This window comes from Methanobrevibacter sp., from assembly GCF_051877095.1.
In the GTDB taxonomy this organism is placed as follows: domain Archaea; phylum Methanobacteriota; class Methanobacteria; order Methanobacteriales; family Methanobacteriaceae; genus Methanocatella.
This window is the reverse complement of the sequence record NZ_JBJEIO010000005.1, coordinates 100,619-123,002: the sequence shown is the minus strand read 5'-3', so window position 1 is coordinate 123,002 and position 22,384 is coordinate 100,619. Positions and strand designations below refer to the sequence as shown.

The 22,384-nt window shown below is 29.7% G+C and carries 20 protein-coding genes and 7 tRNA genes; 14 read left to right on the top strand and 13 right to left on the bottom strand.

All coding sequences use genetic code 11. The features are described from left to right. Window positions 1–44: 44 nt before the first annotated feature. Together dnaK and ACI389_RS03610 are read right to left on the bottom strand one after the other, a co-directional pair. Window positions 45–1,916 carry a molecular chaperone DnaK gene (gene dnaK / locus ACI389_RS03615; RefSeq protein WP_439780184.1) on the bottom strand — a complete coding sequence of 624 codons (1,872 nt, stop codon included), beginning with the start codon at window positions 1,914–1,916 and terminating at the stop codon, window positions 45–47. A 37-nt stretch (window positions 1,917–1,953) separates the two neighbouring features. Continuing rightward, window positions 1,954–2,505: a nucleotide exchange factor GrpE gene (locus ACI389_RS03610; protein ID WP_439780183.1), complete on the bottom strand. Its 552-nt coding sequence runs from the start codon at window positions 2,503–2,505 to the stop codon at window positions 1,954–1,956. Window positions 2,506–2,745: 240 nt separating this feature from the next. Here ACI389_RS03610 and ACI389_RS03605 point away from each other — a divergent pair, with 240 nt between their 5' ends. After that, window positions 2,746–3,321 (top strand): ArsR/SmtB family transcription factor, encoded by a 576-nt coding sequence (locus ACI389_RS03605; protein WP_439780182.1) that lies wholly within the window; start codon window positions 2,746–2,748, stop codon window positions 3,319–3,321. Between the two features lie 42 nt (window positions 3,322–3,363). Here ACI389_RS03605 and hypF read toward each other — a convergent pair whose 3' ends face one another. Continuing rightward, window positions 3,364–5,604: a carbamoyltransferase HypF gene (gene hypF / locus ACI389_RS03600; RefSeq protein ID WP_439780181.1), complete on the bottom strand. Its 2,241-nt coding sequence runs from the start codon at window positions 5,602–5,604 to the stop codon at window positions 3,364–3,366. A 55-nt stretch (window positions 5,605–5,659) separates the two neighbouring features. Between hypF and larB the strand changes: the two genes are divergently transcribed. After that, a complete protein-coding gene (gene larB, locus ACI389_RS03595; protein WP_439780180.1) occupies window positions 5,660–6,421 on the top strand; it encodes a nickel pincer cofactor biosynthesis protein LarB in 762 nt (253 codons plus the stop codon). 1 nt (window position 6,422) lies between these two features. After that, window positions 6,423–6,983, top strand: coding sequence for a GNAT family N-acetyltransferase (locus ACI389_RS03590; RefSeq protein ID WP_439780179.1), 561 nt, complete (start codon window positions 6,423–6,425; stop codon window positions 6,981–6,983). Here the strand turns inward: ACI389_RS03590 and ACI389_RS03585 are convergent. From ACI389_RS03585 to ACI389_RS03550, 8 genes are all read right to left on the bottom strand, one after another. Then, window positions 6,972–9,509, bottom strand: coding sequence for a CDP-glycerol:glycerophosphate glycerophosphotransferase (locus ACI389_RS03585; RefSeq protein WP_439780178.1), 2,538 nt, complete (start codon window positions 9,507–9,509; stop codon window positions 6,972–6,974). The two genes, ACI389_RS03590 and ACI389_RS03585, sit on opposite strands and share 12 nt — an antisense overlap. A 13-nt stretch (window positions 9,510–9,522) precedes the next feature. Beyond that, window positions 9,523–10,041 (bottom strand): hypothetical protein, encoded by a 519-nt coding sequence (locus tag ACI389_RS03580; RefSeq protein WP_439780177.1) that lies wholly within the window; start codon window positions 10,039–10,041, stop codon window positions 9,523–9,525. Window positions 10,042–10,052: 11 nt separating this feature from the next. After that, window positions 10,053–11,468, bottom strand: coding sequence for an ABC transporter ATP-binding protein (locus ACI389_RS03575; RefSeq protein WP_439780176.1), 1,416 nt, complete (start codon window positions 11,466–11,468; stop codon window positions 10,053–10,055). A gap of 9 nt (window positions 11,469–11,477) precedes the next feature. Then, window positions 11,478–12,245 (bottom strand): ABC transporter permease, encoded by a 768-nt coding sequence (locus ACI389_RS03570; protein ID WP_439780175.1) that lies wholly within the window; start codon window positions 12,243–12,245, stop codon window positions 11,478–11,480. Window positions 12,246–12,274: 29 nt separating this feature from the next. After that, entirely contained in the window at window positions 12,275–12,562 is a 288-nt protein-coding gene (gene hisE, locus ACI389_RS03565; RefSeq protein ID WP_439780174.1) for a phosphoribosyl-ATP diphosphatase, read from the bottom strand. Next, window positions 12,563–13,369, bottom strand: coding sequence for a CBS domain-containing ParB/RepB/Spo0J family partition protein (locus tag ACI389_RS03560; protein ID WP_439780173.1), 807 nt, complete (start codon window positions 13,367–13,369; stop codon window positions 12,563–12,565). An 11-nt stretch (window positions 13,370–13,380) separates the two neighbouring features. Further along, on the bottom strand, window positions 13,381–14,733 hold the full coding sequence (gatB, locus tag ACI389_RS03555; protein WP_439780172.1) for an Asp-tRNA(Asn)/Glu-tRNA(Gln) amidotransferase subunit GatB: 1,353 nt from the start codon (window positions 14,731–14,733) through the stop codon (window positions 13,381–13,383). A gap of 161 nt (window positions 14,734–14,894) precedes the next feature. After that, complete coding sequence (locus ACI389_RS03550; RefSeq protein ID WP_439780171.1) at window positions 14,895–15,875, bottom strand: radical SAM protein; 981 nt, start codon at window positions 15,873–15,875, stop codon at window positions 14,895–14,897. 189 nt (window positions 15,876–16,064) lie between these two features. On the opposite strand from ACI389_RS03550, the gene ACI389_RS03545 reads away from it, so the two are divergent. The 9 genes from ACI389_RS03545 (at window position 16,065) to ACI389_RS03505 (ending at window position 18,101) form a co-directional block, all read left to right on the top strand. Continuing rightward, a tRNA-Asn gene (locus ACI389_RS03545) sits at window positions 16,065–16,137 on the top strand. A 5-nt stretch (window positions 16,138–16,142) separates the two neighbouring features. Further along, window positions 16,143–16,216: transfer RNA gene (locus ACI389_RS03540), tRNA-Ile, on the top strand. A gap of 27 nt (window positions 16,217–16,243) precedes the next feature. Further along, a tRNA-Glu gene (locus ACI389_RS03535) sits at window positions 16,244–16,318 on the top strand. Window positions 16,319–16,374: 56 nt separating this feature from the next. After that, window positions 16,375–16,457: transfer RNA gene (locus ACI389_RS03530), tRNA-Leu, on the top strand. Between the two features lie 30 nt (window positions 16,458–16,487). Continuing rightward, a tRNA-His gene (locus ACI389_RS03525) sits at window positions 16,488–16,563 on the top strand. A 58-nt stretch (window positions 16,564–16,621) separates the two neighbouring features. After that, a tRNA-Glu gene (locus ACI389_RS03520) sits at window positions 16,622–16,696 on the top strand. A 119-nt stretch (window positions 16,697–16,815) separates the two neighbouring features. After that, the gene (gene hjc / locus ACI389_RS03515; RefSeq protein WP_439780170.1) at window positions 16,816–17,226 is read left to right on the top strand and encodes a Holliday junction resolvase Hjc; all 411 of its coding nucleotides are present in this window, start codon (window positions 16,816–16,818) and stop codon (window positions 17,224–17,226) included. A 55-nt stretch (window positions 17,227–17,281) separates the two neighbouring features. Next, window positions 17,282–17,429 (top strand) — tRNA-Trp (locus tag ACI389_RS03510). A 60-nt stretch (window positions 17,430–17,489) separates the two neighbouring features. Beyond that, a complete protein-coding gene (locus ACI389_RS03505; protein WP_439780169.1) occupies window positions 17,490–18,101 on the top strand; it encodes an MBL fold metallo-hydrolase in 612 nt (203 codons plus the stop codon). On the opposite strand, the gene ACI389_RS03500 is transcribed toward ACI389_RS03505, so the two are convergent. Together ACI389_RS03500 and ACI389_RS03495 are read right to left on the bottom strand one after the other, a co-directional pair. After that, window positions 18,096–18,755 (bottom strand): potassium channel family protein, encoded by a 660-nt coding sequence (locus ACI389_RS03500; RefSeq protein WP_439780168.1) that lies wholly within the window; start codon window positions 18,753–18,755, stop codon window positions 18,096–18,098. The genes ACI389_RS03505 and ACI389_RS03500 overlap by 6 nt on opposite strands. Window positions 18,756–18,803: 48 nt before the next feature. Further along, the gene (locus ACI389_RS03495; RefSeq protein WP_439780167.1) at window positions 18,804–20,237 is read right to left on the bottom strand and encodes a TrkH family potassium uptake protein; all 1,434 of its coding nucleotides are present in this window, start codon (window positions 20,235–20,237) and stop codon (window positions 18,804–18,806) included. 68 nt (window positions 20,238–20,305) lie between these two features. On the opposite strand from ACI389_RS03495, the gene ACI389_RS03490 reads away from it, so the two are divergent. Further along, window positions 20,306–21,367 (top strand): UPF0104 family protein, encoded by a 1,062-nt coding sequence (locus ACI389_RS03490; protein WP_439780166.1) that lies wholly within the window; start codon window positions 20,306–20,308, stop codon window positions 21,365–21,367. Between the two features lie 82 nt (window positions 21,368–21,449). Next, complete coding sequence (gene fhcD / locus ACI389_RS03485) at window positions 21,450–22,340, top strand: formylmethanofuran--tetrahydromethanopterin N-formyltransferase (protein ID WP_439780165.1); 891 nt, start codon at window positions 21,450–21,452, stop codon at window positions 22,338–22,340. The last annotated feature ends 44 nt before the right edge of the window (window positions 22,341–22,384 follow it).

The following is a 22,384-nucleotide window of genomic DNA, read 5'->3' as shown; positions in this document are numbered from 1 at the left end:
GATTTTTATTAACCTAACAATGTAATAAAATGTTATTATTTAATCTAGTCTTTTACTTCATAGTCTGCATCAATTGTGTCATCATCTGCATCTTGAGCACCCGCATTAGCATCCGCACCTGCTTGTTGTTGTGCTTGTGCTTCAGCTTGTGCTTGTTGGTAGATTTTTGCACCAATCTCTTGAACTACACTAGATAATTCATCAGATTTTGCTTTAATGGCATCAACGTCATCGCCAGCTATAAGTTCTCTTAATTCTTTAACAAGATCTTCTATTTTTGTTTTTTCATCTTCAGACACTTGATCTTTGAGTTCATCTAATGTTTTTTCTGAAGTGTAGATTAATGAATCTGCATTGTTTCTAATTTCGATTTCTTCTTGTCTTTTAGCATCAGCTTCAGCATTCATTTCTGCTTCTTTAATTTTTTCTTCGATTTCTTCGTCAGATAATTTAGTTGAGGAAGTGATAGTAATAGCTTGTTCTTTACCAGTTCCTTTGTCTTTAGCAGTTACATTAATAATACCGTTAGCATCAATATCGAATGTTACTTCAATTTGAGGAACACCTCTTGGTGCAGGTGGGATACCTACAAGTTGGAAACGTCCAAGGGAAGTGTTGTCAATTGCCATTTTTCTTTCCCCTTGTAATACATTAATATCTACAGATGGTTGATTATCTGCAGCTGTGGAGAATATTTGGCTTTTCTTAGTAGGGATGGTAGTGTTTCTTTCAATTAATGTAGTTGATACTCCACCTAAGGTTTCAATACCTAAAGATAATGGAGTTACATCTAAAAGAACAATATCTTTAATTTCCCCAGCTAATACTCCTCCTTGAATAGCAGCACCCATGGATACACATTCCATTGGGTCAATACCACGTTCTACTTTCTTACCTATGAATTTTTCAACGAATTGTTGTACAATTGGCATTCTGGTAGGTCCACCGACTAAGATGATTTTATCAATTTCAGATTTTGTCATTTTAGCATCGTTTAATGCTTGTTCCATTGGTTTACCAGATTTTTCTACAATGCTGTCAACTAATTCTTCTAATTTTGCTCTGGTAAGATCAATAATTAAGTTTTTAGGAGTTCCATCAGCACTCATTGCAATGAATGGTAAGTTTACTTGGGTAGTTGTAGTAGTGGATAATTCGATTTTTGCTTTTTCAGCAGCTTCTCTTAATCTTTGTACTGCTTGATCATTATCCATTAAATCAATATTTTCTTTAGCTTTGAATTCATCAGTTAAGTATTTGATTAATACATTATCCATATCAGTACCACCAAGTTGAGTATCTCCACTGGTAGCTCTTACTTCAAATACTCCTCCACCGAATTCCATAATAGTTACGTCTAAGGTACCTCCACCTAAATCGTAAACCATGATGTTCATATCATCTTCATCAGATTTATCAAGACCATATGCAAGGCTTGCAGCAGTTGGTTCGTTTACAAGTCTTACAACATCAAGTCCAGCAATAGTTCCTGCATCTTTAGTTGCAGTTCTTTGGTTGTCATCAAAGTAAGCAGGCACAGTAATTACAGCTTTTTCAATAGGTTCGCCTAAGAATGTTTCTGCATCCTTTTTAATTTTTTGTAAGATGAATGCAGAGATTTCTTGTGGAGAGTATTGTTTTCCATTTACTGTAACTTTGTGATCAGTACCCATACTTCTTTTAATTGCACTAATAGTGTTTTCTGGGTTGGTTACAGCTTGTCTTCTTGCTGGTTCACCTACTAACATTTGACCTTCTTGAGTAAATGCAACATAACTTGGGAATGATTTACCATATTGGCTTGCTCCTTCTGCTGATGGGATAGGGGTTGGTTTACCACCTACAAGTACAGATGCAGCGGAGTTACTTGTTCCTAAATCAATTCCAATTATTTTTTCTTTTTTAGTATCAGACATAATTATCACCTATTTTTTATAAATAAATTAATAAACATTATTTTTTACAAACAATAACTTTTGAGTATTTGAGGACTTTATCTTTGTACATGTATCCTTTCATTAACTCTTTTATAATATAATTATTTTCAACATCTTCAGACTCTTGAACCATCATTGCTTCATGTTTGTTCAAGTCAAATTTTTCTCCTTCTGTAGGAATTTCTTCAATACCTTCTTTTGTTAGAATATCTTTGAATTTATCATATATGAGTTCTATTCCTTCTTTTAAGTTTTCGTTATTTTCAATTTCTAAAACCCTACCGAAATCTTCGTAGCAATCAAGAATTTTTTTTATTATATCTTCATTTGCGAATTTAACAAGCTCTTGATTTCTTTTATCAGTGATTTTTTTGAAATTTTCGAAATCTGCTTGAAGTCTTTGTGAAAGTGAAATGTACTCTTGAGTTTCTGCTTTTTGTTTTTCAAGATTTTCTTCAACTTCTTTAAGCTCTTCTTCTTTAAGAGCTAATTCTTCAAGAAGCTCATCATATTTTTCTTGAATATCTTGAGTTTCAACTTCAACTTCATTTTTATCTTCATCAGTCATATTTGCACCTTTAAGGTTTTTGAAAAACTTTTGTAATAACTTCTCCTGCGAGAACTTAAACTTTAAGTTATTTAATATTGGTTTTGGGAATTTATGGACATATAGGAAAATGGTTCATTCATTTAAAGTTATTACATCAAGTTTTCTGAAACCAAATATTAAAGTAACCAAAAGTTATCTTTCTCATACATTATTATAGTAACAAAAAGTTATATAAAGGTTTCGATATAATGTATAATTATGAGTAGAAATGATGATATTGGCAATATTAAAAAAAATCGTAAAAATGTCAATTCGTCTAATGGCCACATAGAAATTAGAGGAAACTATAATGACCAATTAGGAGGGATTGATAAAGAAGATATCCTTGATGTAATGGGTTGTAAGACTAGAAGAGATATTATAAATCTTTTAAGAGAAGAACCTATGTTTGTTAGTGAAATATCAAATGAGCTAGAAATTGGTCAAAAAGCAATTATTGCTCATTTGAGGGCAATGGAAGATATAGGTATTCTGAACTCTTCCTATAAAAAGATTGTAAGGGGTAGGCCACGTAAATACTATGATTTACAAAATGAAGTCAATATTCATATTACAATTAATAGGAATACTTTTGATGTTAACTTGTCTGAGGACATGCTTAATACATTACAACTCCCATCAGGTGATGAATGGTCTAAATTGTTAGATATTGAAAAAAGAATAGATGATGGACAGCTTGAAGCTATCGAAGAGTTGAAAAATCAAATAAGATTATATGGTAATCTTAAAGAAAGAGCAGAATATATTCTTGAAAGAACTTTAAAAAATAGATAGTTTTTTTGGCCAGTAAGATGGTTTGTTATTTAAACCATTTATTTATATTTTTTTAGCAATTATGGATTGGCCTAATGATACAGATCCATCTCCTGCACAAGTATTTTTGTGTTGAATGAAATTAAATCCATTATTTTCTATGTAATTTTTAACGGTGTTTGTAATAGATTCATTGTAAAATACTCCTCCTGTAGCACCGATTTCTTTAATATTCTTTTTATTCGCAGCATTTATTGCAAGTTCGCTTAAACCACGTGCAACAGCTTTTTGACCAGCAGCTGCAACATCAGCTTTTTTCTCACCATTTTGATACAATCTTACAACTTCTTTTAATATTTCACTTGTATTTAAAATATTATTTTCAATACTTATTGGGATTTCTATATTTTTAGTTGCATAATATGCTGCAGATTCAAGTTTCATAGAACATTCTCCTTCGTATGTACGTTCATGACATATTTCAAGAGCAACTGCCATTGAGTCAAGAATCCTTCCAGTACTTGTTGTTTTACCTACATTTATCCCACTATTTATTTGTTTAAATATATTTTTTATTTCAATTTCTCCGTATTTGAAGTAATGAGAATAATTTTTGATTAAATCTTTATCATTTAATATGCTTGCAAGCATTCTAGCAGGATATTTTGTAGCAACATCTCCTCCAGGCATTAATTGAGGTTGTAAGTGCCCTAATCTTTCAAAATTTTTTATATCAGTATAAAGGATTTCACCACCCCAACTGGTACCATCACTTCCATAACCTACTCCATCAGCTGTAATTACAATCATTTCATCAATTGCATTATCATTGGCAAGAGCAATAGAATGGGCATGATGGTGTTGAATAGGTAGTACTTCTGCATCATACTTTTCAGCAAACTCATGAGCAAGTCTTGTTGTGAAGAAATGAGGATGCATATCACATGCAATTATATCAAATTCATTTATTTTTGTAATTCTTTGCATGTTTTCAATTGCTTCTTTTAGGAATTTCAATGTTTTGGGTTTATTTGTATTTCCAATATGTTGGGATGGATAAACAATATTGTCTTTTGCAATTGAAAATGTAACATCAAGTTCTGGACCTAATGCAAGTATATTTGATCCATTCACATCATAATTTATTGTGTATGGTTCAGGTGTGTATCCACGTGATCTTCTAATAAATGATAATTCATTGTTTCTAAATCGAATTACTGAATCATCGCATCTATTTAAAATTTGACGATTATGGATTAGCGAATAATCATTAATTCCATTGATGATATCTTCATTTTTAATCATCATTGGTTCTCCAGGAATGTTTGCAGATGTCATAACGTATGTATCAATATCTCCCTCATCAAACAGTAAATAATGCATTGGGGAGTAAGGAAGCATCACTCCAATATTATGAAGTCCTGGGGATAAACTTTCTGGGAATGGGTAATTTTCTTTTTTCTTTAAAATAACAATTGGTCTTTTATTTGAAGTTATTGTATTAATCTCTTTTTCAGTTAAATGTGCATAATTTTGAAGGCTTTTTAAATCTTTACACATCACTGCAAATGCTTGATTTGGACGATTAAGACGTTTTCTTAATTCTTTAATTGCTTCATCATTATAAGCATCAACAACAAGATGTGTTCCTCCAATTCCTTTTATTGCTAAAATTTTACCTTCTTTTAATTTATCAGCACCTAATTTTATAGGATTGCCCGTATTTATTTTATTTAAACCTTCATAAATTTCCATTTGAGGTCCACATTCACTGCAACATATTGCTTCACCATGATAACGTCTATTTAATGGTTCGGTGTATTCTGCTAAACAATCATTGCATAATGGAAATTCATCCATTGAAGTTTTTATTCTATCATATGGAACGCTATTAATTACTGTAAATCTTGGTCCACAGTCAGTACATGCATTAAATGCATATTTATAGCGCCTATCATTGGGATTACGTATTTCTTTAAGACAGTTATCACATATTGCGATGTCTGGGGGAATTACACTAATTCCAGAATAGGAATCTTCACTTTCAATAATTTCAAAATCAGTATAATTTTTTACACTAATAGCTTCAACATCCATAGAATTAATTTTAGCTATTGGTGGTAACTCTTTAGGAAGTCGTTCAACAAAGACTTCAGTATTTTCACCTTCAATAATGATTTCAACAACATTTCCAAGGTTTCTAACATATCCTTTAAGATTTAATCCAACTGCTAATCTATAGATATATGGTCTAAATCCTACACCTTGTACTATTCCCTGTGTTAAAATCTTTAATGCATTCATTAAATTATAATATTGTAAGTTAAATTTTATATAATTTTATCTTAATATTATAATTATGAAAGAGATTCTTGAAAGGTTACTCGATGGTGAAATTAATATTGATGATGCAGAAAGGTTGATTAATGCAGATAATATTTTAGAACTTAATGGAATTGTTAAATTTGATACAAAAAGAAAAGATAGAACTGGATTTCCAGAAGCTGTTTTTGCACAAAGTAAATCATATGAGGACTTACTTTTAATCATTGAAAAATACATGGAATCTGATAATAATGATTTAATTTTTACTAGATTATCTAATGAACGATATGAACGTATTTTAGATGATTTAAGTGATAATTCTTTTATTTTTGAGTATAATAAACGTGCTCAAATTTTAATTATAAAAAAAGAGAATGTTGATATACAACAAATTGCAAAAATTGGTATTATGACTGCTGGAACTTCAGATATTAATGTTGCTGAAGAAGCTCGTGTAATTGTGGAAGAAGGTGGTTGTGAAGCTATTACTTCATATGATGTTGGTGTGGCTGGAATTCATAGGTTATTTCCCCAAATAGCTAAAATGATTGAAGAAGGTGTTCGTGCAATCATTGTCTGTGCAGGTATGGAAGGAGCTCTTCCTTCTGTTGTCGCAGGTCTTGTGGATGTTCCAGTTATTGCAGTTCCAACCTCCGTAGGTTATGGTGTTGGGGAAGGTGGAAGAGTTGCTCTTGATGCAATGCTACAATCATGTGCTCCTGGAATTGCAGTTGTAAATATTGATAATGGTTTTGGTGCAGGCGTATTTGCACTTACTATTGTAAATGGTGGTTAACTTGAAATATGAAAATTTCAATCCCCAAATTCATGATACATATAAAGTTGCTAAATTAGTTTATGATGTTGATTTTAGAACTTTTGATCTGTTATTCAAAACTCCACATGATGCTATTACAAAAATTGAGAAAGATTTAAAAAAACATGAGGTAGATGATACTTTTAAAGTAATTTTAAATGATGAAATGCAAGTGATTGGTATTTTAATGATGTATATCTCTAAAAAACCATTTGATTGGAGGTTAAAATCATTAAAGTTACTTATTGTAGATATATTAGATTATTTTGTATTGTGTGATGTTAAAAAAGATGATTTATATCTTGCTGAACTTGCTATTGATGAGTCTTTAAGAGGTCAAGGAGTAGGTCGTAAAGTTATAATGGATGTTATTGAATATGCTCGCTCTAAAAAATTAAATCGTGTTACTATTGATGCTGATTTTAGAAATATGGGAGCTAAAAAACTTTATGAAAGAATTGGTTTTTCTATTTTCAATAAAAAAAGAGTTAAAATTGGAAGTTTTGAGAGAGGAATGTATAATATGGAATTAATCCTTTAACTTAATTTCTTTAATTCTGTTATAATTCCTTTTACAATTATTTTTATCAGTAAATTTAAAGGTATTTTTGATTCTATTGCAATATTTTTCTTTAATTTTACAGTCATTTTCAATATATTCACTAATCAAGTTGACTAATTCACCTTCTTTTTTAACAACTTCTCCAAAGCCCATTTCTTCATAATCAAAATATCCTTTTTCTAAATCAAAATGATAGTCATTACCATATTGGTAGTATATGACTGGTTTATAAAGATATGCAAAATCAAATGCTACTGATGAATAATCAGTAATTAGTAAAGATCCGTTGTTGAATAATTCTTGATATTTTGGTTCACCATAATCTAAAATTTCAACATACTCATTTTTATCAAATAACTCGATAAAATTATAAACATTAGGATGAGGTTTAAATAGTATTTTATAGTTATTTTGGCGTGCTACTTCTATTAATTGTTTGTTGTTTATTAATGAGTTGATTTTTTTGAAAAATTCATTTTCTTTGATATATTCTTTTGATTTATGTTCTAAATCCCGTCTCCAAGAGGGCATAATAATGATTTCTTTTTTATCTTCGTGATTTGTAAGATTATCATATCTAGGTAATCCTAATAATTGAACAACATAATTATCATAGTTATATGGATTTTTTAATATTGATTCATATTCTGGAATAGTTGATGTTACGAACAATGATAAATTCATGTTTGATTTATTTGCCCAATATGATACATCATCTTTTATGATTCCGTGTTGTAGAAACATTGTGCTTGATTTTAAAAGACCTGCAAAAAACGGATATCCTCCCCAAAATGGGTAAATAATTCCATTATCGGGATGAGATGTGATAATATTTTCAACAAACATCCCTAAAAATCTATGTTTAAGAGATTTATAGGCAATGACTTTACCTATCTTTTTTATATTATTGAACTCTTTATTTTTTGAGTTTATAATAAAGTATTTATCAATATGGTCATCTTGTTGGATAGCATATTTAAACAACGCTAATCCATTGTCATCTGCTTTATCTGGTCGATCCATAAAAAACCATATCTTTTTATCTTTTAAAAAGGGATAACTAATCATATATGCTATTCTAAAGGGGACTACTTTTATAAATCCAGGGTCATGATTTTTAAACATATTTACTAAACTTTTTAATTCTTGTTTAATCCATTTTAATGTTGTTTTTTTCTGGATAGTTATTTTGTCATCTTTAAGAATACTTAAATAATGTCTTGTTTTTGAATACCCAACACTTTTGGAAAAGTTACATGGTCTTGAAAAATCAATATGTAATGATTTATTTTCTTGTTTAAATTCAATTTCAAAGTTTTTATTTGTTTCAATTGGAATAATACATTCTATTGAATAATCATGTAATAAATTATAACCCAAACTAGGAGCATATTTATATGGAAATGTTAATTTTTTAGTTTCTATTTTTTCATTATTAACTAAAATATCAATATTTCTTCGTGTTATATCTATGGTGCTTGCTAATATGTGGAGTTTATTATCAATAATGTCATATATATCAATAAAAACAGTATTTAAATTTAATTTTTCTTTTAATTCTTCGCTTAATTGATTATTATATTTTAATAGGAAGGTTTTAATTGTAAATTCATTTCCAAGTAATCTATTTTTCAAAAGTACACTATCTTTTATATGTATTATATTATCAATTAAATTAGTCAAATCAATTTTTTCTTCTGTTTTTTTTATAGATAATAATTCTCTTAAATGAGTTATAAAATTAAATTGGATAAATTCCGGTATTTCTGAAAATTTGTTGAAACATCTATTTTTTATATGATTAAAATTATATTTGATAAATTTTTCATATTCTTCTGTGGAATAAACTGTAGTATTTGGAATGTATTCTTTTTTTTCAATATTGCTTGCAAAATATGATCCTTTACTGCAAATACCTAAATATGGATTGTTAATTAATATTTCACTGAAAAAAGTTATGTTTTCATTGGTTGTATTTAAAAATTTAATGTCTTCAATAGATTCATTTTTAAAAAATGTAGATAATTCTAATAATTGTGAATATTGTGGATTTTCAAGTAGATTAATTTTTTTACTATTTTTAATTTTATAATTAATATAATGTTTCTTTTTATTATTTTCGTAATAAAAAATAGGAATCAATACTAAATCCAGGTCTTTGTTAATATTAATAAATTCTAAAAGATGAGATAATGTATCTTTTGAGAAATAGTCATGAGGTTCTAAAAAAGTAATGAATTTTCCACAAGCATTTTTAATTGCTATATTTTTTGCTTCAGAGGAATTGATTGTATCTAATTGTGTGTAATATATGTTTTTAGGATATTTAGAAACATACTCCTGGCAGATGCTTTGAGTTTTATCTTCACTGTTGCTATCCACAATAATTATTTCAGTATTCTTTTTAAAATCAAGTGTTTGATTAAGTATGGATTCAATTGATTTTTCTATTCCTAATTCTGAATTATGAGTAAGTATTATAATTGAAAATTCAATTTCATCCATTTTTTCACATTTTTTAATCTTGAGATTGTTTAAAATCGGGAGTCATATGTGTAATTACATAATCTAAATTATTATTTAATTTAGTACTATTATTGTAATTTTCTAATTTAATTAAGAATGTATGATTGCAAGTGAATATATAAACATTACTCAAATCAGAATTGTTTTCTTTTGTAATGTTTTGATAGTCGATTTTGTATGTAGTAATATTGTTGATATTTAATGTTGAATTATTAACGTGGATTATATCAGGATTTTTACTTAAATTTATTGATTTTTCTTTAAAATTATCTAATGCTGAATCTTTTTTACCTAAATCTTTAATAATAATTTTTTCATTTGTATTTTTATTAATTAATGTACTATATGCATTTTCCTTATTTTCAATTGAAAATTCATCTGGGAGTGACACAATAGTTTTATTTACCACTGTAATTGCATTTCCAACGGTAGGTGATGTTTCAACAACATAAAATAGACAGCAACATCCTACAATTAAAAATATTAATATTAATATCCATTTTTTATCCATTTTAATCCCTACTATTTTTTAGCACTTTTAACATAAGCATTACAGACTTTTCTAGCTGGACCTTCCATGTAGACACGACCATTTTCAATCCAAATACATCTATCGCATATGTCTTTTATTTGATTTATAGAATGAGATACAAGAAGTACGGTAACTCCTTCTTTCATCATTGATTTAATTTTCTGTGAACTTTTTTTCCTAAATTTAATATCTCCAACGGCTAAAATTTCATCAATAATTAAAATTTCAGGATTTACAAGTGTAGCAATTGAAAAACCTAATTTTGCTCTCATACCTTTTGAATAATTTTTAACTGGGTAGTTTATATGTTCACCAAGTTCAGAAAATTCAACTATTTCATCATATTTTTCTTTGATAAAATCTTCCTCCATACTTAAAAGAGCACCATTCAAAAAGATATTGTTTTTCCCAGAATAATTTTTATCAAATCCTGCACTTAATTCAAGTAATGGTGCAATTTTACCATGGATGGTTATTTCTCCTTCACTAGGTTCATAGATACCGGCTATTATTCTTAAAAGAGTACTTTTTCCTGCACCGTTAAATCCTAAGATACCTACTCTTTCTCCTTTGTAAATGTTAAATGAGACATCGTCAAGTATTCTAACTTTTTTATGATCATTTTTGGTTCTTTTAATAGTTCGAATAATATATTCTTTTAATGTATCTATTTTGTCCTTTGAAACTTTAAATTCCATTGCAAGATGGTTAACTTCAATCATTACTTCACGATCGATGTTTCTAGTTTTTACATTTATTTTTGATGTTTTAGAAAGGGAATTGAAATTTTCCCCACCTTCAAATATTGTGTTGATAGAATATTCTCCTTCATCTAATTTTAAATCAATGCTAGCGAATCCTTCTTCATCAGTTATTCTTTCATATGTTTCATTATTAAAATTGAATAAGATGGTTTCACCAATTAGAGGATTATCTTCACTATCAAACAATCTAGCACAGTAATGAGGTTCATCTTTTGAATAAATGTCTATATCTGGAGCATATAATTTTATTTTTCCAGATTCTTCTTTAACATCATCAGGATGTATTAATTTAGCAATAGTGCAAGGGCAATATTCTTCTTCATCTGAGGGATATACTTTTATTTCTTTTCTATTTTCTTGTGGTGTGATTTTAATGAATGCATATCCATTCTCATCAGTTATTCTATTATAATATTTGTTATCAAGGTTTAATGTTATCTTTCTTTTCACAATAGGGTTGTTAGAATAATCTAATAATTGCACACGATATTTTTTATCATTACTCATCACAAAATCAGGAGCATAGAGTTTAATATTTTTAAATCTACTATTTTGGAATTTAGCATCAAGAGGAATGTATTTATTTTCTTCTTGTTTACTATCTTTATTGATTAAATTTTTTATTTTTTTAATTAAACTCATAGTAATCCCCTATATTTCTAATACTAATTTCTTTTCATAAATTTTAAAGAGACATATTCCGATTCCTAATGTAGTAATGGAAAATACGGCTAAGTAAGTTAATGTAGATACATTTGGAAAAATTCCATAACTAATACAATCTCTAAAACAAGAAATTGCTGAATAAACTGGATTTAATGTAAATATCTTCTGAACTATTGCTGGAACAATTTCCATAGGGTAGAATAATGCAGATGCATACATTAATATGAGAGTAAATACATTGTATAAGTGCCCAATATCTGAGAAATAAGTGTTACATACAGCTAATATTAATCCAACTCCGAATATTAAACAAACTAAGAAAAACATTGGGATTAAGGATAGTATTATAGTCCAATGGAATGTAGCTCCAGTAAGAATCATTACAATGAATAAAATTATGAATGATATTAAGAAATTAACAAATTCATAGCATATTGTACTTACTGAAAACATATATTTTGGTACATAAATCTTTTTTAATAGATTAGAATTTCTTTTTATTGATCTCATAGCACCTTTTGTTGCATTGTTAAAAAAATCAAATATAATTCTTCCAGATAAAAAATAAACTGGATAATTCTCGATTTGACGACCAAATAACATTGAAAAAATTGCTGTAAATACTAACATTATTAAAAGAGGATTGAAAAAACTCCAAAGTATTCCTAATACAGAATCCTTATATTTCGAAGTTAAATCTTTTTTAACTAACTCTTTTAATAAAAATTTCTTTTCTGTGATTGTATCAAACATATTTTTCAACCCTTTGGAATGAATATTGTTTATTTTCTTCTTCTTGCGAATTCATCAAACACATCATCAAGGTTTACACCTTTGTATGCAAGGAGCAATAATGTGTGAAAAATTAAATCAACAGATTCATAAATTAAATTTTCATCATTTTTAGAGGCAATTAATACTTCACCAGCTTCTTCAGCTATTTTTTCAAGTATTTTGTCTTCTGCTTTTTTATCACTATCTTGCATAATTTTTGAAGTATATGAATCAATAGGATTGTCACGACGGGATTCTAAAACTTCATATACTTCTCTTATAATATCATCATTCATCTAATCATCACTTTTACGTTCTTGGTCTTGAAGGCTTTCTGTAAGTGCTATAAGTGGATGTTTGTCGTCATCGATAATTTCAATATCTGAAAATGTTTTTATTCCTGCTTTATCTGCAGTTTTTTCCATACCTAGTTTTATGTCTTGTTTTAAATCAATAACATATGAATCTACTGTTTCATAACCTTGTTGGGATGAAGCTACTGCTCTGTGATGTCCATCAACTAAAATCCATCTATCTCCAGTTTTTACAACAATTGCAGGTTCTGCTAATCCTCTTTTTAATTCATAAGTTCTTCCTTCAAGTTCATCTGCATAAACTCTATCTTGTGTTGGGCGTAATTTATTAGTTTCAACAGGCATGTGTCTTAAAATAGCTTTAATGTCATATAATTGTTCTAAAGTTTTTTTGAAATATTCAACTTTATTTGGTGTTGATCTTTCGATATGTGATCTAACCATATCGGTATTTGTTATAATTCCTACAAGTTTATTATCATTATCAACGACTGGCATTCTGGAGATTCCTCGTCTGAACATAACTCTAGATGCATCATTAATTGATAATTCAGGGTTAGCAACAACTAATTTAGTACTCATCAACCCTTCAACTGTATCTGCCCATTCTTTAGATACGACATCAAATGCAGTTACCATTCCAACAACCCGATCATTTACAACAACAGGATAACTGTTATGGCGACTTGTTCTCATTAATTCAATAATTTCTTCAGTAGGAGTATCTGGGGAAACGCAAATAACATTTTTTGTCATGTAATCTTTAACTAAAGATTTTTTCTCCACCATATTTGTCCTCCTTATTCTATGTTTTCTCTTAATAGTTTAACAGTTTCTCCAGGGTCTGCTTTCCCACGTGTTAATTTCATTACTTGCCCCATTAAAAAGTTAATTGAAGCTTTTTGTCCAGCTAAATAATCTTCAACAGCTTTTGGATTTTCTTCAATTGCTTGTTTTACAGCATTAAGTACCTCATCATCTTTTATAACACCAAGTAATCCTAGTTCTTCAGCAATAGTTTTAGGTGATTTTTCATTGTTTGGCATTTGTTCAATAATTTTTTTAGCTGCTTTTTGTGTAATTTCTTTTGATTGAATCATGTTTAAGAATTCAATTAAATTTTCAACAGTAATGTCACTGTCAGCGAAATCTAATTTATTATAAGATAAAACTCTTTTAAGCTCATCTCTCATCCATTTGGATGCAAATATTGGTTCAATTTCTTTTACAACTTCTTCGTATGCGATAGCTAAATCAAGCTCTGAAGTTAAAACTTTTGCAGATTCTGAATCAATACCATAATCTTCAACAAATCTTTTTACTTTGTTGTGAGGTGCTTCAGGCATTGTATCCAATATTCTTTGGATGGTTTCATCAGAAATTTGCATAGGTGGTAAATCAGGATCTGTGATGAATCTATAATCATCTGCATCTTCTTTCATCCTCATTCCAACGGTAATCATTTGGGATTCTAAGTAAGCACGAGTTTCTTGTTTAACTTCAACTCCTCTTTTCATAAGGTTTTTTTGTCTTACAAGTTCAAATTTCAATGCTTTGTAAGCTCCTTTGATTGAGTTAACGTTTTTCATTTCTACTCTGTTTCCACCATTAATTGAAATGTTTACGTCTGCTCTCATGGTTCCTTCACCACGAGCTCCTCCACTATATTGTAAAACACGAATTAATTCTTTTAAGAAGTTTCTTGCTTCTTCTGGAGATTTTATATCTGGTTCAGTAACAATTTCAACTAATGGAATTCCTGAACGATTGAAGTTAACAATACCTCTATCTGGTTTGTACTGACCAGGGTCTTCTTCTGCGTGAATTTCTCTAATTCTAATTCCATTTAATTCACCATTAATTCCAATTGGAACAGAAGTTCTTTGATAACCTGAAGATAAATCAGGATAGTCGTAATGTTTTCTCATAAAATAAATTACATCTTGATCAATTTCACAGTTAAGCATTAAAGCAATCATTAATGCATTTTCTAATGCTTTTATGTTGGTTGGGTGTGGTTTTGCTCCCGGTTGGTTAAGACAAACTGGACAGATGTTTGCATTTGCCGGTGCATCCTGATAATTTGTAGGACAATCACAGAATAATTTTGATTCAGTTTCTAGTTGTACGTGGATTTCAAGTCCACACATCATATCGACATCATCGCTAATAATAATTCCTCCACTAAATAAGTTATATTATAATTATATTTAATAAATTAGATTTATAAAGGTTATTACGAATAGTATTTATTTTAATTAATTACTATGATTATTTTAATTTATATGATGATAGTTTAATTTTGTATTTTAGTTTAATATTTATTTTTGAGAGATTCTTTTATGTATCTTTTAATAAATTTATCTAGTTCTGGTGAAATTTCACTTTTTTGAGGGCCTAATTGAGTTTTATCAGTAAATGTTCCTTTTAACTGTCTACCTGCCCATTTTACTTCTTCTTCAACTCTTTTTCCGTATTTTGTTCCAAACATTTTAAATAGTGGAAATTTAGTAATTCCATTTGCTCCACTCAATATTAATATTCCTATGTTTGCAAGATTATCTATCCAGGTTCCACAGATTATTTCGATTTTTGGGAATGCCAACCTAACTTTAGCTACTACTTGTGCATAATAAAGAGAAGCAGGCTGTGATGAATTAGCATATATTGTTTCTTTGTGAGGATTTAGAGAGTAGAATATTACTCTATCAATTTTATGGTCTCGAATATAATCAATGATATAATCTACATCAGACAATGTTTCACCAAGACCTAATATTATTGTGATTGCATTTTTAAAGCCTAAATCCTTCGCAACATCTAACATATTACTTATATCATTTAATTTTTTTGAAGGACATACTTTTTCATGGATTTTTGGATTTGCTACTTCAACTGCCCCCGTAATTCCTTTTATTTCTGACCCATATTCTTCTAATTCATCTGTTATACCAGTATTTAGCCAGACACCATCTCCAGTTATATCTTTGATTGTTGTAGCTATTTCTTTAATTTCTTGTGTTTTAAAGGATTCATATCCTCCAGATAAAAATTCAATATTCCAATTGAGACGTTTGCACATTTCTGCCTCAGCATATATGTTGTTGATGTTTCGTCTTGCTTTAGTTGGATCTTTAATTTTATCTTTTTGTGTTGACATGTAGCAGAATGCACAGTCTCCTTTGTCACACCACCATGATAAAAATACAGCTCGTTCTAAGGTAATTAAATCGCCATGTTTGTTTAATGTGGTATTATTGGCTTTTTTTATTAAATCGAATATGTTAGAATCCATGTATGTATATATGCTCTTAAACTTTATATACTAGTTAGTCTAATTTAATTAATAGGGCTAATTTTATTAGTTGAGGTTACAAAAACCAAAAAGTTTATATACTTCATTATACAAACTAATTATTACTGTTTAAAGTCTTTTGATTTTTAAACATGGGTTGTATTTGGTTAAGTGAGATGGGTGTCATATGCCATCGTAGCTCAGTAGGTAGAGCGTTCGGCTGTTAACCGATTGGTCACAGGTTCGAGCCCTGTCGATGGCGCTTTTGGGCCCATAGCTTAGCCAGGTAGAGCGTCCGGCTCATAACCGGAAGGCCATGGGTTCGAACCCCATTGGGCCCATGTTGATTAAACAGTTTAAATTTGTATGCTCCGGTGGTGTAGTCCGGCCAATCATTTCGGCCTTTCGAGCCGAAGACTCGGGTTCGAATCCCGGCCGGAGCATTTTTAAAAATTTGTTAAGATTTTTTATGGTTTCTATGTATCCTTTGTTTTCATAAGCGGGGGTGCCCGAGAGGCCAAAGGGGACAGGCTTAGGACCTGTTGACGCAGGTCTACCAGGGTTCAAATCCCTGCTCCCGCATTCTTCACAATTTTTTAATTTATTTCATTTGCCGGGGTAGGGTAGGTGGTCATCCTCCGGGACTGTGGATCCCGGGACTCGGGTTCGAATCTCGGCTCCGGCCCCATTTATAAAATCTATTTTTCTGATTATTTGATGTAATTTATACATTATTGTGTTTGTATGCTCCGGTGGTGTAGTCCGGCCAATCATTTCGGCCTTTCGAGCCGAAGACTCGGGTTCGAATCCCGGCCGGAGCATTTTTAATATATTTTTTGATTTTTTTAGATTAGTTTTCAGATGCTCTTGCATTTTTATTATATACTATGCAAAATAAACTATTATTATAAATAAATTATTTTTATTGTTGTGTGTTGTTATGGCTAAAAAGGGGTCTGCTGAAGAAAGAGAGTTAGTACATAAACTTTGGGAAAGAGGTTTTGCAGCTATGAGGGCTCCAGCATCTGGTGGAGCTACTAAAAAATCATTACCTGATGTTGTTGCGGGAAATGGTAAAATATATTTAGCTATTGAAGTTAAAACAACTACAAAAGATAAAATATATATTGATTCTATTCAAATTGATGAATTATGTGAATTTTCGAACATTTTTGGTGCTAAACCCTATATTGGTGTTAGATTTAAATACACTAAATGGCTTTTTTTAGAACCGGATAAAACTCCTCGTACTGATAAAGGTAATTATCGTGTTAAAAAAGATTATGCTCTGGAAAAAGGTTTCGAGATTGATGAAATAACAGGTATTGATAGGCAGATGAAATTTGAGTAAATGGTAATATTTATATATTATTAAAATAAATTTATTATTGTTGTATGTTATTTGTGGGGTTATGGTGTAACCTGGCATCATCTGGGACTCCAGTTGTCTTTGAAGAAATATACGCGTAACTGAACAGTACTTGTTGTGATGAACAATTGGAGTACTGAGGCAAGAGAAATCCCAGGATCGGGGTTCAAATCCCTGTGACCCCATTTTTATACAAAAACTATTTTTCAAAAATTTTAATTATTAGATTTTTAATATTATTTTTCATGTCAAATATTTTTTTTATTTTAGGATATAATTATGATTCAAATTGTTATTTAATTGATAACAAAATTTTAGTTGATACTGGTGCTGGTGAGAACAAGGATTATTTATTTTCTAAATTACGTGAAAATGGTGTTGAACCAGAAGATATTGAATTAATTGTTAATACTCATTGTCATTTTGATCATATTGGAGGTAATCATCTTTTTCCAAATGCTAAAATAGCAGTTCATAGATTAGATGCAATTCCAATTAAAAATAAAGATACATTAGGTACTGCAGGTTCTGCTTTTGGTTTTGATAATATCAATAATTCTCGTGTTGATATTGAACTAGAAGAAGGGGATAAAATAGCAGATTTTGAAGTAATCCATACTCCAGGACATACAAATGGTGGAATTTCTCTTTGGGATGGTGAAAATTTAATTTGTGGAGATACTATTTTTGCTGGTGGTGGTGTTGGTAGAATGGATATTGGAGGAAATTATGAAGATATGAAAAAGAGTGTTGAAAAATTAATGACATTAAATGTCAAAAGAATTTTTCCAGGTCATGGACCTATTGTTGAGGATAATGGAAAAAATCATATTAAATTATCTTACTCATATTTATGATTTATTTTCTAATTTTTTAGATACTTTGCTAAATGATCCTCTTTTAACAAGGACGGAAACTTTTTCTCCGCGGCTAATGATATTGTCTGGTTGTGGGATGATTAATGTTCCATTTTGATAAGTAGCTATAATCATGAAATCTTTTGTTGGGGATATATCTTCAAATTTTTTACCAATAATTTTATCATTGGTTATGGTCATATCTAAAATTTCTCCATCCCCTTGGCCTATGGTCATTAATTCTGCTGTGTTTGGTCTAGTAACAATTTTTTGTAAATATGATGCAGCTGCTCTTTCAGGACTAATTACTTGTTCTATTCCAACTTCTTTAAATGCTTCTTCATGATCGGGATTACTTACGCGAGCAATAATATGTTCAACATTATATTTTCTAACGAGGATACATGAAAGTAAGTTTGCTTCATCATTTCCTGTTGTTGCAATGAAATATTTTGCATCTTCAATATTTACTTCTTCAAGTATTTTAGAATTTGTTCCATTTCCACATATTACTAATGCATCGAGTTCTGATGCAACATCAGCACATAATTTAGTATCATTTTCAATTAGTGTAATATCATATCCTTCATTAATTAATAAATTTGCAAGGGCAAGTCCTACACGACCTCCTCCCATAATTACCACATAATCCATTATAATCACCTTAACTTAAACAATATTTATTTTTAGATATTATAAAGTTTATCTTTTAAAAATTTCAAAAACAGTTCTTATTGTGATTAAAACTGGATAAATTTCTAATCTTCCAATCCACATATTAATAATACTTACTATTTTTAAGATAGGATTTATTTGGGAGGTTATAATTCCAAGATCTAAACCGTTATTACCTTGAATTGATACTGTTACAAATAAACTTTTAAATGGATCATAGCCAAATAGACAGAATAGTGCCCAAGTAAACATTATAAATATTAAGTATAATGTAATATAACTTACAGATTGTGATACTACTTTTTCAGGTATTGGTTTATCTTGTAATTTTATTGGAACGACTCTTCCTGTTGGTGATAGAATTTCGCGTATATTTCTATAAGTTCCTTTGAAAAATGTAATTATCCTAATAAGTTTGATTGCTCCTACTGTGGATCCGTTAGATCCTCCAGTTAACATTAGACAAATTAAGCAGATTAATACGAAGGATGGCCAACCTGCCATTGTTAAAGATGATGGAATACTTGCTCCTGTTGTTGTAATTGCTGATACTACTGTAAACAATAATTCCATTGGGACAATATTTGACATATAATAAAGTAATAATGTTACAATTGCAATTACACAGATAATTATTTTAAATTGTAAATCCTCTAATAGAGATTTTCCTTTTGTTTTTATAACTTTGTAATGGACTAAAAAGCTTGTAGCACCAAGTATCATTAAAATAATTGTTATGAAATAAATCAAGTCACTATTATAATAACCCATATTAGCATTTTTAATATTCATACCACCAGTTGAAATAATACAAAATGTATTACATAGTGAATCAAAAAGAGGCATTCCAGCTAGGGTATATAATATGATTCCTGTAACTGTGTAAAGTACATATATTTTTATTGTTTTTTCAAGAGTTGTTTTTGTACTTGGTTTTATACGTTCTTCACGTGCTTCTGAATGGTATAAAGTTGAGGTTACAGCACCAGGTTTTGTCAGAATGCTAATGACCATAACTACAACTCCTAAACCTCCAATCCATTGTTCAAAAGATCTAAAAAACAGTATACTGTGAGGTAATATTTCTAAGTCACTATATATTGTTATTCCTGTACCAGTTAGGGCAGACATGCTTTCAAAAATCGCATCTAATGGAGGCATATTTGTTGCAAGCATAAAAACTAGTCCTCCTATAAGAGCAGCCCATAACCAACCGATAGATGAAATAATCATACCATGTTTAAGGCGAACATTCTTTTTTGAATATTTTTTGAGATATTTCATTAAAAGAACACCAAAACCTATTGATATTGCTCCAGGTAGAAGAAAACTAATTAAATCAAATTCAAAATATATTAAATCAAATATTAATGGAATCAAACACATTATTCCGATACCAATTAATAAATATCCTGAATTTAGGCCAATAACTAATAAGTCAGTCTTTGTTATATATCTCATTAATGTATTATTTTGAATAAATTTCTATATAAATTTATAAGTATTAGAAAATATAAGTTATAGTAATTATGGATAAAAAATCAGCATTTTTTCTTGGAATAAGTATTCTTATACTATTTGTCATGTTATGGATAGTGGGAGTGGATGAAGTTATTGTTGCTCTTAAAGTTGCCAAATTAGAATTGATAGCGTTAGCTATCGGTGTACAAGTAGTTATCTATGTTTTATATGCTTTACGTTGGCAAATACTTAATAATTTAGCTGATATTAATACTAGTCTTAAAAAATTAATTCCAATGGTTTTAGTGGGTCTTGCAGTAAATAACATAACACCTTCTGGACGTGGAGGGGGAGAACCTGTTAGAGCATATATTTTAGCAAAAGAAGAAGATTATCCAATGCGAGAGACTTTTGCTACTGTTGTAGCTGATAGAGCTTTAGATACTTTTCCATTTGTATTGTTGGCAGTAATAACAATTATTGGTATGATGTTTTACTTCAACTTTGATTTATGGTTGCTTGTTGTAATGATTCTAGCCGTAATAGCTATTATTTTTATTTTAATTATGCTTATTTATATGTCTATTAATCCTAAATTTGGAAAACGTGTTGATGGGTGGATAATTAGATTAGTTAGAAGATTTTATAAGAAAAATTCTGAGGAATTTGAAAATAAAATCCATTCTGTTATAGAAGATTTCCAGAATACTATGAAAATTGTAATTTCTAGTAAAAAAGTTACATATTATGCATTGCCATTATCATTTATTATTTGGATTTTCGAAATCCTAAGAGTTTATATAGTATTTTTAGCTTTTGGAGCAAATATTAGTCCAATTGTTATTGGTGAAGTATTTATTATTGCTTCATTAGTTGGTATGATACCACTTCTTCCAGGTGGTCTTGGTGCTGTTGATGGAATTATGGTTGTATTTTATTCTGTTGCGGGAGTTTCTGCTTCAGTAAGTGCAGCTGCAACTGTTATAGAAAGATTAATTTCATTTTGGATGGCTACAATTTTAGGAATGATCATTTTACCTCATTATGGTTCTTCAATTTTGGATAAAGTTTCATTTGGTTCATCAAATGAGGAAATTGAAGATACATTTGAAAATGAAATGGATGATTAAATAGAAAACTTTATTTTAATTTATACACATATTTTCTATTATAGCAAAAAATTTATTTTTTGTATATAATTTTGGTGAAATCATGGAAATTAATGGTGTAGAAATTAAAGATACTTATGCAGAAGGTTTTGGAATTAAAGTAACTAGAATTTTAGTTACTGCAGCAACTGAAGAATTAGCAAAAATCGCAGCAACTGAAGCAACTGGTTACGGAACTTCTGTTATCGGATGTCCTGCAGAAGCAGGTATTGATTGCTTTGTACCAGCAGAAAACACTCCTGATGGAAGACCAGGTTATGTCATCATGATCTGTCAAGGTGGTAAAAAAGCACTTGATCACGAATTAATGGAAAGAATTGGAATGTGTATTTTAACTGCTCCTACTGCAGCAGCATTCAACTGTCTTGAATCAGAGACTACTTTAAAAACTGGTAACAAATTAAAATTCTTCGGTGACGGATTTGAAAAAGAATGTGAGATTGATGGAAGAAAAATTCATTCCATCCCAATCATGTCTGGTGATTTCTTAGTAGAATCTGAATTCGGATACAAAGAGGGTGTAGCTGGTGGAAACTTCTTTATTTTAGCAAAAGACCAAATGACTGGTGTAAAAGCAGCACAAGCTGCTGTTGAAGCTATATCTAATGTTGAAGGCGTAATTACTCCTTTCCCTGGTGGTATGGTTGCATCTGGTTCTAAAGTAGGATCTAACAAATACGCAAAATTCTTAAACGCATCTACTAATGAAAAAATGTGTGTAACTTTAAAAGGTGAAGTAGACTCTGATATCAGAGATGATGCTGATGGTGTATTTGAAATTGTTATTGATGGTGTAGATGAAGAATCCGTTAAAGCAGCTATGAAAGCAGGTATTGAAGCAGCTTGTTCAGTTGATGATGTACTTGAAATCAGTGCAGGTAACTTTGATGGTAAATTAGGTGCTTACATCATGAACTTACAAGAGTTATTCTAGAGAATTTAATTCTCTTTTCTTTTTTTTTATTTGAATTTACTTAT